Origin of the sequence: Dechloromonas denitrificans (assembly GCF_020510665.1) — a bacterium.
Lineage (GTDB): Bacteria > Pseudomonadota > Gammaproteobacteria > Burkholderiales > Rhodocyclaceae > Azonexus > Azonexus denitrificans_B.
On sequence record NZ_CP075187.1, the window covers coordinates 1,696,687 to 1,709,552 of the forward strand.

Sequence of the window (12,866 nt, forward strand, 5' to 3'; positions counted from 1 at the left end):
CTGCCTTTTATTTTGCCATGACATCCCGCATCGCTATTGATTGCATGGGGGGAGACCACGGTCCGTCAGTGACGGTACCTGCGGCTACCCAATTTCTGGCACAGCATCCGGCAGCTCATCTGATCCTCGTTGGTCAGGAGGACGTTTTACGTCCTTTGCTTGGTGCTGAGGCCGAAAATCCGCGTCTGCGCATCGTTCACGCCTCCGAAGTTGTGGAGATGGACGAATCGCCCGCGCTCGCCATGCGCAACAAAAAAGACTCGTCCATGCGTGTCGCCGTCAATCTCGTCAAGTCTGGCGAGGCTGATGCCTGCGTTTCTGCGGGCAATACAGGCGCACTCATGGCGATTTCACGTTTCGTTCTCAAAATGCTGCCAGGCATTGAGCGGCCGGCGATTTGTGCGCCATTGCCGACGGTTAACGGCCATACCCACATGCTTGACCTGGGGGCCAATGTTGACTGCGGCCCCGAGCACTTGCTTCAGTTCGGCATCATGGGGGCCATGCTGGTTGCTGCCATGGAGCAGAAGGACCGGCCAAGCGTCGGCATCCTCAATATTGGCACAGAGGAAATCAAGGGTAATGAGGTCGTCAAAGCGGCGGCTGAACTGCTCCGGGCCTCCGATCTGAATTTCATTGGCAACGTTGAGGGCGATGGCATCTACAAAGGTGAAGCAGATGTCATTGTCTGTGACGGTTTTGTGGGTAACGTGGCACTTAAAACATCAGAAGGCCTGGCGCAGATGCTGGCGTCTTCCTTGCGCAGCGAATTCAAGCGTAACTGGCTGACCAAATTTGCCGCACTGATCGCCATATCCGTGCTGAATAATTTCAAGCGTCGCTTCGATCATCGCCGTTATAACGGTGCGATCCTGCTTGGCTTGAAAGGCATTTCCGTCAAGAGCCATGGGTCGGCTGACATTCTGTCATTCGGCAATGCGATTGGTCGTGCGTATGATGCTGCAGAGAACCGTGTACTGGAGCGAATCGCCGGTCGTATCGCCGAGATGACCAGCGCTGCACCGGCTGAGGCCGGAGAGAGTATCTAATGTTTGCACGATTGATCGGTACTGGTAGCTACCTGCCCGGTGAGCCTGTCAGCAATGATGACCTCGCAGCACGTGGTATTGATACGAATGACGAATGGATTGTGACGCGGACCGGTATTCGCAGTCGCCACCTGGCCACGCCGGGTACAACTTCGAGTGAATTAGGTCTGATTGCTGCACAACGTGCGCTCGAAATGGCGGGCGTCTCAGCCGGTGATCTTGATCTGATTATCGTTGCCACATCGACGCCGGATTTTATTTTTCCGAGCACCGCCTGTTTGATTCAGGGCAAGCTTGGTAACAAGGGGGCTGCGGCATTTGATGTCCAGGCTGTTTGTGCCGGCTTCACCTACGCTCTCGGCATTGCTGAAAAGTTCATTTGTTCCGGCAGCCACAAGCGGGCGCTTGTGATCGGCGCAGAGGTTTTTTCGCGCATTCTTGACTGGAATGATCGCGGCACCTGTGTACTTTTTGGTGATGGTGCGGGTGCAGTTGTTCTTGAAGCTTCCGAGGAAACCGGCATTCTTGCAACTGCAATGCATGCTGATGGCAGCCAGAACGGAATCCTCAACGTGCCGGGCCAGATTTGTGGCGGGCAGGTGACTGGCGATCCTTTCCTGCGCATGGACGGACAGGCTGTCTTCAAGTTTGCCGTGCGCGTTCTGGCTGATATTGCCGAAGAAGTCTGCCTTGCTGCGAACTGCGCAACAAGCGATGTCGATTGGCTGATTCCGCATCAAGCCAATATCCGGATCATCGAAGCGACCGGCAAGCGCCTGGGCATTGATCGCAGCAAAGTGATTGTCAGCGTCGATCGCCACGGTAATACCTCGGCAGCTTCGGTGCCGCTAGCTCTCGATGAAGCTGTGCGCGATGGCCGCATCCAGCGCGGCCAGAAAGTTTTGCTTGAAGGCGTCGGTGGCGGCTTCACCTGGGGCGCAGCCCTGCTTGAATTCTGATACAGGAGACCGAAGAATGTCTTTTGCTTTCGTTTTTCCCGGCCAAGGCTCACAAAGTGTGGGCATGATGGCCGCCTACGGCGATGCCGCTGTTGTTCGCGCCACTTTTGACGAAGCCTCGGCGGCATTGGGCGATGATCTGTGGACCATGGTTGCCGAAGGTCCGGCTGAAATTCTTACCCAGACCGTTAATACGCAGCCAGTCATGTTGACCGCAGCAATCGCTGCATGGCGCTTGTGGCAGGAAAAAGGCGGCCGCCAACCTGCTGTTCTTGCCGGACATAGCCTGGGCGAATACTCCGCACTGGTTGCTGCTGGTGTGATTGAGTTCAAGGATGCTGTACCGCTAGTGCGTCTGCGCGCCGCCGCAATGCAGGAAGCCGTTCCGGTGGGAACCGGTGCAATGGCGGCAGTGCTGGGTCTTGATAATGCCGGTATCGTCGCGGCCTGCACCGAGGCTGCGCAAGGTGAGGTGGTCGAACCGGTTAATTTCAATGCCAACGGCCAGACCGTCATTGCCGGCCACAAGGCGGCAGTCGAACGCGCCATGGAAGCCTGCAAGGCTCGTGGCGCCAAGATGGCCAAGGCATTGCCGGTGTCTGCCCCGTTCCATTCTTCGTTGATTCGTCCGGCCGCCGACAAGCTGGCCGCACGTCTGGCCGAATTGACGCTGAACGTGCCGAATATTCCGGTAATCAACAACGTTGATGTTGCCATCGAAAACGATCCGGCCTGCATCAAGGATGCTCTGGTTCGCCAGGCTTACAACCCTGTTCGCTGGGTGGAAACCATTCAGGCCATGGCTGCGCTGGGTGTGACTACTGTTGCCGAATGCGGTCCGGGCAAAGTTCTTGCCGGCCTGACCAAGCGTTGTGCCGACGGGGTCAGTGGCGTCGCACTGGCTGATGCCGCCTCGATTGAAGCAAATCTTGGGCTGGAATAATCATGCTGAACGATAAAATTGCACTGGTTACCGGTGCCACCCGCGGTATCGGTCGTGCCATTGCGCTCGAACTGGGAAAGCAGGGCGCAACTGTCGTTGGTACTGCAACCAGCGCCGATGGCGCAGAAAAAATTTCTGCCTACCTGGCTGAAGCTGGGATCAAGGGCAAAGGTATTGCACTCGATGTCTGCGATGTGCCGCAGACTGATGCGGCACTGGCTGATATTGCCAAGGAATTTGGCGCAATCGGGATTCTGGTCAATAACGCCGGAATTACCCGCGACAATCTGACCATGCGCATGGGCGACGATGAATGGGATGCCGTCATCGATACCAACCTGAAAGCGGTATTCCGGCTTTCGCGCGGCGTCATGCGCGGCATGATGAAAGCCCGTTTTGGCCGTATCGTTAATATTACTTCCGTGGTGGGCTACTCCGGCAATGCCGGGCAGGCTAACTATTGCGCCGCCAAGGCTGGCGTCGCCGGCATGTCCCGTTCGCTGGCACGCGAACTGGGTAGCCGCAACATCACGGTCAACTGCGTTGCGCCGGGCTTTATTGCAACCGACATGACGCATGCACTCGATGACAAGCAGAAGGAAGCCATGCTGGCTTCCATTCCGCTTGGCCGTGCTGGCACACCGGAGGATATCGCCGGTGCTGTCAGTTTCCTCGTATCCCCGGCAGCTGCCTATGTCACCGGCACGACAGTGCATGTGAATGGCGGCATGTTCATGGATTAATTCCCCGAAGCCCCGGCTTTTGGTAAACTTATAACGTTTTTTTTCGTACCCCTCAGGGGAAGGAGCTTTTCTAATGGATAACATCGTAGAGCGCGTCAAGAAGATCGTCGCCGAACAACTGGGCGTGAACGAAGCGGACATCAAGAACGAGTCCTCCTTCGTGGACGATCTGGGCGCGGATTCCCTGGACACCGTTGAACTGGTCATGGCACTGGAAGAGGAATTCGAGACCGAAATTCCGGACGACCAGGCTGAAAAGATCACGACGGTTCAACAGGCTGTCGATTTCATCCTCGCCAACAAGAAGTAATCCAATTCTGGTTGAACCAGGCAAGGCCGGCCCCCATGGCCGGCCTTGCTACATTTGCTTTCGGAGTGCACCTTGGCGCGTCGCAGAGTCGTAGTCACCGGTCTGGGCATTGTCAGTCCGGTCGGAAATACCGTCGAAGAAGCCTGGCAGAATATTCTGGCAGGTCGTTCCGGTATTGCCCCCATCACCAAGTTCGATACATCCACCTTCCCGGTTCAGTTTGGCGGTGAGGTCAAGAACTTTGATATCACCCAATACATTTCTGCCAAGGATGCGCGGCGGATGGATGATTTCATCCATTTCGGCCTGGCTGCCGGCATGCAGGCTGTACGTGATGCAGGTCTGGACAAGGAAAACGTTGTCGACCTGGAACGCGTCGGTGTGGCCATTGGTTCCGGTATCGGCGGCTTGCCGCTGATCGAGCAAACCAAGGAAGAATATACCGCCGGTGGTGTCCGCAAGGTCTCGCCGTTCTTTGTGCCGGGCTCGATCATCAACATGATCTCCGGCAATCTGTCGATTGAATACGGGTTCAAGGGGCCGAATATTGCCCTGGTTTCCGCTTGCACTACAGGCACGCATTCGATCGGTGATGCCGCACGTATCATCGAATACGGTGATGCCGACGTGATGGTGGCCGGTGGTGCTGAATCGACCGTTTCGCCGCTCGGCATGGGGGGGTTCTGTGCTGCTCGCGCCTTGTCGACGCGCAACGATGATCCCAGTACGGCCAGCCGTCCGTGGGACAAGGATCGTGATGGTTTTGTGCTGGGTGAAGGAGCCGGTGTTCTTGTTCTTGAAGAATACGAACACGCCAAGGCCCGCGGTGCCAAAATTTACGCTGAACTGGTTGGCTACGGCATGAGTGCCGATGCTTATCACATCACCGCACCGAACATGGACGGCCCGCGTCGCTCCATGGTCAATGCACTGAAGAATGCCGGCATTGCTCCATCCGATGTTCAGTACCTGAATGCCCATGGTACGTCGACGCCTTTGGGCGACAAGAACGAGTCGGATGCAGTCAAGGCTGCCTTTGGTGATGCTGCCTACAAGCTGGTGGTCAATTCGACAAAGTCGATGACCGGTCACTTGCTGGGTGGTGCGGGCGGTATCGAGTCACTGTTTACCGTGCTGGCACTGCATAACCAGATTTCCCCGCCGACAATCAATATCTTTAATCAGGATCCTGAGTGCGATCTTGATTACTGTGCCAACACGGCACGGCCAATGAATATTGAATATGCGCTGAAGAACAACTTCGGCTTTGGCGGGACCAACGGATCGCTGGTTTTCAAGCGTATCTAAAAGCGGTTTCCGAAGGGAATAGAACGGTGCAGCTTCCGATCACCATCGGGCTGCACCGTTCTCGTTTTATCGGTATCGCGCTGCAATTTTCTGCCGTGCTGGCAGGGGTTACGGTCATTTTGATGCCCGTGGACCTGGCGCTTCGTCTGGCTGGATTGGCAGTGCTTGGCGCATTTGTCATCACCGCATGGCGTCGCTACAAAACACCAATACCTTGCATTCGCCTTGAGCATAACGGCGATATAAACCTGCTTTCGGTGTCAGCATCAGAGGCTGTCACCATGCAATTATTGCCCGGCGCCATTGTGCATCCGTGGCTGACGGTATTTCGTTTGAAATCCCGGCAAACCGGAGCGATCGTGATGATTGCCACGGTCGACAGCCTTGATAAGCAAAATTTTCGCCGCCTGCGCACTTTCTTGCGCTGGCGGGCTTCGTTCAACGCCCCGAGCGACGATGCTTGAGAACGGTGTTTTTTGCTTTTGACAGCATTTCCGGGTAGTCGCGCGAAAAGTGCAGGCCGCGGCTTTCCTTGCGTTGCATGGCGCAGCGAACAATCAAATCAGCCGTTACCACCAGGTTGCGCAACTCGATCAGGTCGTGACTGACCCGGAAGTTGGCATAAAACTCGTCAATTTCACGTTTCAACAAGCCAATCCGGTGTTTGGCACGCTTCAGGCGCTTGGTTGTCCGGACGATTCCGACGTAATCCCACATGAAACGACGCAATTCGTCCCAGTTGTGTGAAATGACAACCTCTTCGTCGGCATCCGTGACGCGGCTCTCGTCCCACTGGGGAAGCGCAGGGGCGTCCATGGTTTTGCTTGCCAGAATGTCGTTGACCGCAGCTTCGGCAAAAACGAGGCATTCAAGCAGGGAGTTCGAGGCCAGGCGATTCGCTCCATGCAGGCCGGTGCATGATGCTTCACCGGCGACATACAGGCCGGCAACATCGGTTCGGCCATGCAGGTCGCTGACGATGCCGCCGCAGGTGTAGTGCGCGGCAGGAACGACCGGAATCGGTTGGCTGGTGATGTCGATGCCGAGTTCGAGGCAACGGGCGTGAATGTTTGGAAAGTGGGTGCGAATGAATTCTTCGCCTTTGTGCGAAATATCGAGAAAAACGCAATCGAGGCCGCGTTTTTTCATTTCAAAATCGATCGCGCGGGCCACGATGTCACGTGGTGCCAGTTCGGCGCGTTCGTCGTGGTCGAGCATGAAACGAGTCCCGTCAGGCAGGCGAAGCAGGCCGCCTTCGCCGCGTACCGCTTCCGAGATCAGGAATGACTTGGCTTGCGGGTGATACAGGCAGGTGGGATGGAACTGGATGAATTCCATGTTCGAGACGCGGCATCCGGCACGGTAGGCCATGGCAATACCGTCGCCCGTCGAAGTGTCCGGATTGGTTGTATAGAGATAAACCTTGCCGGCACCGCCCGTGGCAAGCAGTGTATTGCCTGCACTGATCGTGATCACGTCACCGCTGCGGCTATCGAGCACATAGGCGCCAAAGCATCGGTTTTCGCCCGTGCCGAGTTTGTCGCCGGTGATCAGGTCGATGGCAATGTGGCTTTCAAGAATAGTGATATTCGGATTGGCACGGACTTTTTTGGTCAGCGTGTCCTGCACGGCAAAACCGGTTGCGTCTGCGACGTGAATGACCCGACGTGCGCTATGACCGCCTTCGCGGGTCAGGTGGTAGCCGGCGGCATCCTTGGTGAAGGGAACGCCTTGTTCGATCAGCCAATCGATTGCGCGACGCCCGTTTTCAACGACAAAGCGGGTTGCCGGCTCATCGTTGAGCCAGGCACCGGCGATTTGTGTGTCCAGGATATGTGCTTCGATTGAGTCCTGGCTATCGAGGACCGCGGCAATGCCGCCCTGGGCCCAGCCAGATGCAGAGTCTTCAAGGCTCCGTTTGCTGACAAGAACCACGCGGCAATGCTTTGCCAGGCGAAGAGCGGCTGACTGACCGGCAAGGCCACTGCCAATGATAAGGACATCAAAATTCTGCACGGCTGTTCTTTGGTGGGTTTATTTCGCGCGAAATATAGCACGCAGCCAACGATTCATCCCGTTACATAACGTCACAATTAAGGATAATTACCTATCGGCAGCCATAAAACGCCTGCGCTATACTGCGCTCCATAAACATACCAATGATTTCCCCGGGAAACACGAGAGCCATGACTGAGCGCGAAGTCGATCAAAAACTGGTCGAGAAGGCGCAAGGCGGAGATAAGCACGCCTTCGACCTGTTGGTTAGCAAATATCAGCGCAAGCTGGGGCGTTTGCTGTCGCGCTTTATTCGCGATCCTGCCGAAGTGGAGGATGTCTCCCAGGAGGCTTTCATCAAGGCTTACCGTGCCTTGCCTTCCTTCCGGGGGGACAGTGCTTTCTATACCTGGCTCTACCGGATCGGTATCAATACCGCCAAAAACTATCTGGTGTCACAAGGCCGGCGTGCGCCGACCAGTACCGAGTTCGATAGCGAGGAGGCCGAGACTTTCGAGGATGCCGGCCTGTTGCGCGATATCAACACGCCGGAAAGCCTTTTGCTGTCGAAACAAATCGGTCAGACAGTCAATGCCGCAATGGATGCCTTGCCCGATGAATTGCGCCAGGCCATCGTCCTGCGCGAAATCGACGGCATGTCCTACGATGAGATTGCCGAGATCATGGATTGCCCGATAGGTACTGTTCGCTCCCGTATTTTCCGGGCGCGCGAAGCTGTGGCTGCCAAATTGCGGCCCTTGCTCGATATTGCGCCGGATCGTCGCTGGTGAGCACGCCGACCGAGTCGAGTACCGTCCGGGCGGTTGTCCGGGCGCTGGATGCAACACAGGCCGTTGTTGAGGTTGAGTCCGGCGGTTGTGGTCGTTGCCATGAAGAGGGGGGCTGTGGCGGTCAGAATCTGACCCAGATGTTTTGTGCCGGACCCAAAACCTATCGTGTCGATAACGCAATCGGAGCTTCCGTTGGTGATCGGGTAACCGTTGCCATTGCTCCCGGGAGTGTCCGTCGAGTGGCCAATCTGGCTTATGGTGTGCCGTTGACCGCGACAATCGCCGGCGCCGCACTCGGCGCCCAATACGGCGATGTCGGCTCGATGCTCGGCGCAGTTTCCGCATTGCTGCTCGCGGTGCTGTACGTTCGTTTTTGTTCGCGGGACGGCGCTGGAAATTACGCGGCTCGTCCCCATATTATTTCCCGTTCCTAGTTGATCAGGAGGTAACTGCCCATGAAACGTTTCATGGTTTTGATTTCCCTTTGTCTGTTCTTCTCTCTGGCCAGCGCACAGTCTCGCGGTTTGCCGGATTTTTCCGAATTGGCTGAGAAGCAGGGGCCAGCCGTCGTCAATATCAGTACGACACAAGTGGCCCGTAACGCTCAGGCAACGCCTTTCCCATTTGATGAAAGCGACCCGGCCTTCGAGTTTTTCAAACGATTCATCCCGCGTGCTCCTGGTGGGAACGCACCTCGGGAATTTGAAAACAAGTCGCTCGGTTCCGGTTTTGTGATCAGTGCCGACGGGCATATCCTGACCAATGCTCACGTTGTCGATGGCGCGGATGAGGTCACCGTTCGCCTGACGGACAAGCGTGAGTTCAAGGCCAAAATCATCGGTGCCGACAAGCGGACGGATGTCGCGTTAATCAAGATCGAGGCCAGCAATCTGCCTGTCGTCAAGTTGGCCGACCCGGCGCAATTGAAGGTTGGCGAGTGGGTGGTCGCGATCGGTTCGCCTTTCGGTTTCGATAATTCGGTGACGGCCGGGATTGTTTCGGCCAAGGGGCGCTCGCTGCCGCAAGAGAATTATGTGCCGTTCATCCAGACTGACGTGGCCATCAATCCGGGTAACTCTGGTGGCCCCCTGTTCAACATGCGTGGCGAAGTGGTGGGCATCAATTCGCAGATATATAGCCGCAGCGGTGGTTATATGGGCGTTTCGTTTGCCATTCCGATCGATGTGGCGATGGATGTTCAGCATCAGTTGCGCGCCTCTGGCAAGGTCAGTCGCGGTCGACTGGGCGTCGTGATTCAGGAGGTCAGCAAGGAGCTTGCTGACTCGCTTGGCTTGAGCAAGCCGATGGGGGCTGTGGTCAATGCCGTCGAAAAAGGCGGGCCGGCAGACAAGGCTGGTTTGGAGGCGGGCGATGTCATTCTCCGTTTTGAGGGCAAGGTAATCGGCAGTTCAGCCGACCTGCCACGCATGGTCGGTGCAACGCGGCCAGGTACGCGTTCGGTGCTTCAAATCTGGCGCAAGGGCGCAACACGCGATATTCCAGTCGTTGTCGGTGAAATGGCTGACGAGAAACAAGCGGCCAGTCGACCGCAGCGCGGCAGCAAGCCCGCAGAGCAGGCAGCGAATCGGCTTGGTCTGGTGGTCAGCGAACTGACGACCGAACAAAAGCGCGAGTTGAAACTCCAGTCAGGCTTGCTTATCGAGGATGTGCGTGGCGCCGGAGCGCGGTCTGAGCTTCGGGCGGGGGACATCATCGTTGCCTTGATCAGCAAGGGGGCAACCACGGAAGCCCGCACCGTCGAGCAATTCAACAAGTTGCTTGCCCAGTTCGAGAAGGGCAGCAACGTCACGTTGCTGATTCGGCGCGGTGAATTGCAGACTTTTGTGACGATAAAGGGCTTGAATGGCAATTGAACTCAAATTATTGAGTCGCAGCTACTGCCATCTCTGCCATGACATGGAGGTGGCACTGGCCCCGATTGCCGCTGAACTCGGGGCAACCGTGCTCGTTATCGATGTCGATGCGTATCCTGAACTGGAAGCTCGCTACGATGAACTGGTGCCTGTGCTGCTGCATGGCGAGGTTGAACTCTGCCATTACTTCCTGGACGCCCCTAAAGTCCGTGAATATTTGACCAAAATCCGCTAAAATTCAGGGTCTTCTGAACAGGGAAGGGCGCCGTGAAAGCGCCCTTTTTTACTAGCATCAATGGATCTAATTAGAAACTTTTCGATCATCGCGCATATCGACCATGGCAAGTCGACGCTGGCAGATCGCATCATCCACCTTTGTGGTGGCCTTTCCGATCGCGAAATGGAAGCGCAGGTGCTTGACTCGATGGATATCGAGCGCGAGCGCGGCATTACCATCAAGGCTCAGACTGCCGCCCTGAAATACAAGGCGCGGGATGGCAAGATTTATAACCTCAATTTGATTGATACGCCGGGACACGTCGACTTCTCGTACGAAGTTTCCCGTTCGCTGTCAGCTTGCGAGGGGGCTTTGCTTGTTGTCGATGCTTCTCAAGGCGTCGAGGCGCAGACGGTCGCCAACTGCTACACGGCGCTCGATCTTGATGTCGAGGTCGTGCCGGTACTGAACAAGATCGATTTGCCATCGGCCGATCCGGACAATGCCCGCCAGGAAATCGAGGATGTGATCGGGATTGATGCAACCGATGCAGTGCTTTGCTCAGCCAAGACCGGTCTCGGTGTTGCCGATATCCTTGAGTCCGTGATTGCCCGCGTGCCGCCACCCAAGGGTGATCGTAGCGCGCCACTCAAGGCTTTGATCATCGACTCGTGGTTCGATAACTACGTCGGCGTGGTCATGCTGGTGCGCGTGGTCGAAGGCGAAATGAAGCCCAAAGACAAGCTGTTCTTCATGGCAACGGAGGCCACTCAGTTGTGCGAACAGGTCGGCGTTTTTGCCCCGAAATCCGAGCAGCGCCCCTCATTGCGTGCGGGTGAGGTCGGTTTCGTCATTTCCGGCATCAAGGAACTGAAGGCTGCCAAGGTCGGCGACACGATTACTACGGTCGACCACAAGGCGAGCGAAGCTTTGCCCGGTTTCAAGGAAATCAAGCCGCAGGTGTTTGCCGGCTTGTATCCGGTTGAATCGAACCAGTACGACTCGCTGCGCGAATCGCTTGAAAAGCTCAAGCTGAACGACGCTTCCCTGCAATATGAGCCGGAAGTGTCCCAGGCGCTCGGTTTCGGTTTCCGTTGTGGCTTCCTCGGCTTGCTGCACATGGAAATCGTCCAGGAACGTCTTGAGCGCGAGTTTGACCAGGATCTGATCACGACGGCCCCAACCGTCGTTTATGAAGTTGTTTTGCGTGACGGAACCGTGGTCCAGGTTGAAAATCCGGCCAAGCTGCCGGAAATCACCAAGACAGAAGAGGTTCGCGAGCCGATCATCACGGCGACCATCTTTGTTCCGCAGGATTACCTCGGCAACGTCATCACGCTGTGCAATCAGAAGCGTGGCAATCAGGTCGACATGCATTACCACGGCCGCCAGGTCAAACTGGTTTATGAAATGCCGATGGCCGAAGTGGTGATGGACTTCTTCGACAAGCTGAAATCGTGCTCAAAAGGCTACGCCTCGCTCGACTACGACTTCAAGGAATATCGTGCGGCCGATGTGGTCAAGCTCGACATCCTGATCAACAGCGAAAAGGTTGATGCGCTTTCCCTGATCGTGCACCGCTCCAATGCGCAGTATCGCGGCCGCGAACTGGCCAGCAAGATGCGCGAACTGATTCCCCGCCAGATGTACGACGTGGCTATTCAGGCTGCGATTGGCTCGCACATCATCTCGCGTGAAAACGTCAAGGCAATGCGTAAGGACGTGCTGGCCAAGTGTTATGGCGGCGACATCAGCCGGAAGAAAAAGCTGCTTGAGAAGCAAAAGGCCGGCAAGAAGCGGATGAAACAGGTGGGTAGTGTTGAAATCCCGCAGGAAGCCTTCCTTGCCGTTTTGCGCGTCGATAACTAAGAAACCGAACAATGAACTTTGCGCTGATTCTTTTTGTCCTGCTGTTGATCACGGGTGCGCTTTACGCGGTCGACGTCCTCAAATGCCGTAAATTGCGGGCTCGCAATGCACCGGAACCGCTCTGGGTGGAGTGGGGCGCCAGCTTCTTTCCGGTCATCCTGATCGTTTTCGTGCTGCGTTCCTTTTTGTTCGAACCGTTCAAGATTCCTTCCGGTTCAATGATCCCGACCTTGCTGGTGGGTGATTTCATCCTTGTGAACAAATTCACCTACGGTATTCGCCTGCCGGTGATCAACAAGAAAATCATCAGCATCAACGACCCGCAGCGCGGCGACGTGATGGTTTTCCGTTACCCGGAAGATCCTTCGCTGGATTACATCAAGCGTGTTGTTGGCTTGCCCGGCGATACGATTGCCTACCAAAACAAGCGACTGACGATTAATGGTCAGGCGGTCGACGCAAACAAGCAGGCCGATTTCGAGCACAAGGAACGCCTTTATTTCTCCGATCAGTTCAGCGAGAAACTGGGTGAGGTTGAACACCGTTTCCTGAACGACAAGGACGCACCGGCTTTCATTCCCGACCCGGCACATTTTCCTCATCGTGAAAACTGCACCTACAATGCCGCAGGCGTTGTTTGCAAAGTTCCGGCAGGTCATTACTTCATGATGGGCGACAATCGTGACAACAGCCGGGATAGCCGTGCCTGGGGTTTCGTGCCAGAAGAAAATATCGTTGGCAGAGCCTTCTTTATCTGGTTGAATTTAAGTGACCTGAGCCGTATCGGTTCATTCCGCTGAGAGTGAAT

At 56.0% G+C, this 12,866-nt stretch carries 14 protein-coding genes; 13 read left to right on the forward strand and 1 reads right to left on the reverse strand.

Translation table 11 applies throughout. The annotated features are described in order from the left end of the window. Positions 1-17: 17 nt before the first annotated feature. The 7 genes from plsX (at position 18) to KI614_RS07900 (ending at position 5,776) form a co-directional block, all read left to right on the forward strand. Complete coding sequence (gene plsX, locus KI614_RS07870) at positions 18-1,049, forward strand: phosphate acyltransferase PlsX (RefSeq protein ID WP_226409128.1); 1,032 nt, start codon at positions 18-20, stop codon at positions 1,047-1,049. Then, entirely contained in the window at positions 1,049-2,008 is a 960-nt protein-coding gene (locus KI614_RS07875; protein ID WP_226409130.1) for a beta-ketoacyl-ACP synthase III, read from the forward strand. Before plsX ends, KI614_RS07875 begins: the two co-directional genes overlap by 1 nt. A gap of 16 nt (positions 2,009-2,024) precedes the next feature. Next, on the forward strand, positions 2,025-2,951 hold the full coding sequence (gene fabD, locus KI614_RS07880; RefSeq protein ID WP_226409132.1) for an ACP S-malonyltransferase: 927 nt from the start codon (positions 2,025-2,027) through the stop codon (positions 2,949-2,951). Positions 2,952-2,953: 2 nt separating this feature from the next. Continuing rightward, positions 2,954-3,694: a 3-oxoacyl-ACP reductase FabG gene (gene fabG, locus KI614_RS07885; protein WP_226409134.1), complete on the forward strand. Its 741-nt coding sequence runs from the start codon at positions 2,954-2,956 to the stop codon at positions 3,692-3,694. A gap of 73 nt (positions 3,695-3,767) precedes the next feature. Continuing rightward, positions 3,768-4,004 carry an acyl carrier protein gene (gene acpP / locus KI614_RS07890; RefSeq protein ID WP_203466564.1) on the forward strand — a complete coding sequence of 79 codons (237 nt, stop codon included), beginning with the start codon at positions 3,768-3,770 and terminating at the stop codon, positions 4,002-4,004. A gap of 72 nt (positions 4,005-4,076) precedes the next feature. Continuing rightward, complete coding sequence (gene fabF, locus KI614_RS07895) at positions 4,077-5,312, forward strand: beta-ketoacyl-ACP synthase II (RefSeq protein WP_203466565.1); 1,236 nt, start codon at positions 4,077-4,079, stop codon at positions 5,310-5,312. A gap of 26 nt (positions 5,313-5,338) precedes the next feature. After that, entirely contained in the window at positions 5,339-5,776 is a 438-nt protein-coding gene (locus KI614_RS07900; protein WP_226409136.1) for a protein YgfX, read from the forward strand. Here KI614_RS07900 and nadB read toward each other — a convergent pair. Then, positions 5,751-7,328, reverse strand: a complete 1,578-nt coding sequence (gene nadB, locus KI614_RS07905) for an L-aspartate oxidase (protein WP_226409137.1) — start codon at positions 7,326-7,328, stop codon at positions 5,751-5,753. The two genes, KI614_RS07900 and nadB, sit on opposite strands and share 26 nt — an antisense overlap. A 170-nt stretch (positions 7,329-7,498) precedes the next feature. Between nadB and rpoE the strand changes: the two genes are divergently transcribed. Genes rpoE through lepB form a run of 6 tightly spaced genes read left to right on the forward strand, consistent with a single transcriptional unit; the run spans position 7,499 to position 12,858 of the window. Then, positions 7,499-8,098 (forward strand): RNA polymerase sigma factor RpoE, encoded by a 600-nt coding sequence (gene rpoE / locus KI614_RS07910; RefSeq protein WP_203466568.1) that lies wholly within the window; start codon positions 7,499-7,501, stop codon positions 8,096-8,098. Next, positions 8,095-8,532: a SoxR reducing system RseC family protein gene (locus tag KI614_RS07915; RefSeq protein ID WP_226409138.1), complete on the forward strand. Its 438-nt coding sequence runs from the start codon at positions 8,095-8,097 to the stop codon at positions 8,530-8,532. Before rpoE ends, KI614_RS07915 begins: the two co-directional genes overlap by 4 nt. 21 nt (positions 8,533-8,553) lie before the next feature. Continuing rightward, complete coding sequence (locus tag KI614_RS07920; RefSeq protein WP_226409139.1) at positions 8,554-9,972, forward strand: DegQ family serine endoprotease; 1,419 nt, start codon at positions 8,554-8,556, stop codon at positions 9,970-9,972. Further along, positions 9,962-10,207 (forward strand): glutaredoxin family protein, encoded by a 246-nt coding sequence (locus KI614_RS07925; protein ID WP_226409140.1) that lies wholly within the window; start codon positions 9,962-9,964, stop codon positions 10,205-10,207. Before KI614_RS07920 ends, KI614_RS07925 begins: the two co-directional genes overlap by 11 nt. A gap of 60 nt (positions 10,208-10,267) precedes the next feature. Continuing rightward, positions 10,268-12,058 (forward strand): translation elongation factor 4, encoded by a 1,791-nt coding sequence (gene lepA, locus KI614_RS07930; protein ID WP_226409142.1) that lies wholly within the window; start codon positions 10,268-10,270, stop codon positions 12,056-12,058. Between the two features lie 11 nt (positions 12,059-12,069). Beyond that, positions 12,070-12,858 carry a signal peptidase I gene (lepB, locus tag KI614_RS07935; RefSeq protein WP_226409144.1) on the forward strand — a complete coding sequence of 263 codons (789 nt, stop codon included), beginning with the start codon at positions 12,070-12,072 and terminating at the stop codon, positions 12,856-12,858. The last annotated feature ends 8 nt before the right edge of the window (positions 12,859-12,866 follow it).

Excerpts from the sequence above, each read along its gene's own strand:
- rpoE (WP_203466568.1), top strand. The coding sequence starts at position 7,499 with ATGACTGAGCGCGAAGTCGATCAAAAACTGGTCGAGAAGGCGCAAGGC.
- acpP (WP_203466564.1), top strand. The coding sequence starts at position 3,768 with ATGGATAACATCGTAGAGCGCGTCAAGAAGATCGTCGCCGAACAACTG.
- fabG (WP_226409134.1), top strand. The coding sequence starts at position 2,954 with ATGCTGAACGATAAAATTGCACTGGTTACCGGTGCCACCCGCGGTATC.
- KI614_RS07925 (WP_226409140.1), top strand. The coding sequence starts at position 9,962 with ATGGCAATTGAACTCAAATTATTGAGTCGCAGCTACTGCCATCTCTGC.
- KI614_RS07875 (WP_226409130.1), top strand. The coding sequence starts at position 1,049 with ATGTTTGCACGATTGATCGGTACTGGTAGCTACCTGCCCGGTGAGCCT.
- KI614_RS07920 (WP_226409139.1), top strand. The coding sequence starts at position 8,554 with ATGAAACGTTTCATGGTTTTGATTTCCCTTTGTCTGTTCTTCTCTCTG.
- plsX (WP_226409128.1), top strand. The coding sequence starts at position 18 with ATGACATCCCGCATCGCTATTGATTGCATGGGGGGAGACCACGGTCCG.
- lepB (WP_226409144.1), top strand. The coding sequence starts at position 12,070 with ATGAACTTTGCGCTGATTCTTTTTGTCCTGCTGTTGATCACGGGTGCG.
- fabD (WP_226409132.1), top strand. The coding sequence starts at position 2,025 with ATGTCTTTTGCTTTCGTTTTTCCCGGCCAAGGCTCACAAAGTGTGGGC.
- lepA (WP_226409142.1), top strand. The coding sequence starts at position 10,268 with ATGGATCTAATTAGAAACTTTTCGATCATCGCGCATATCGACCATGGC.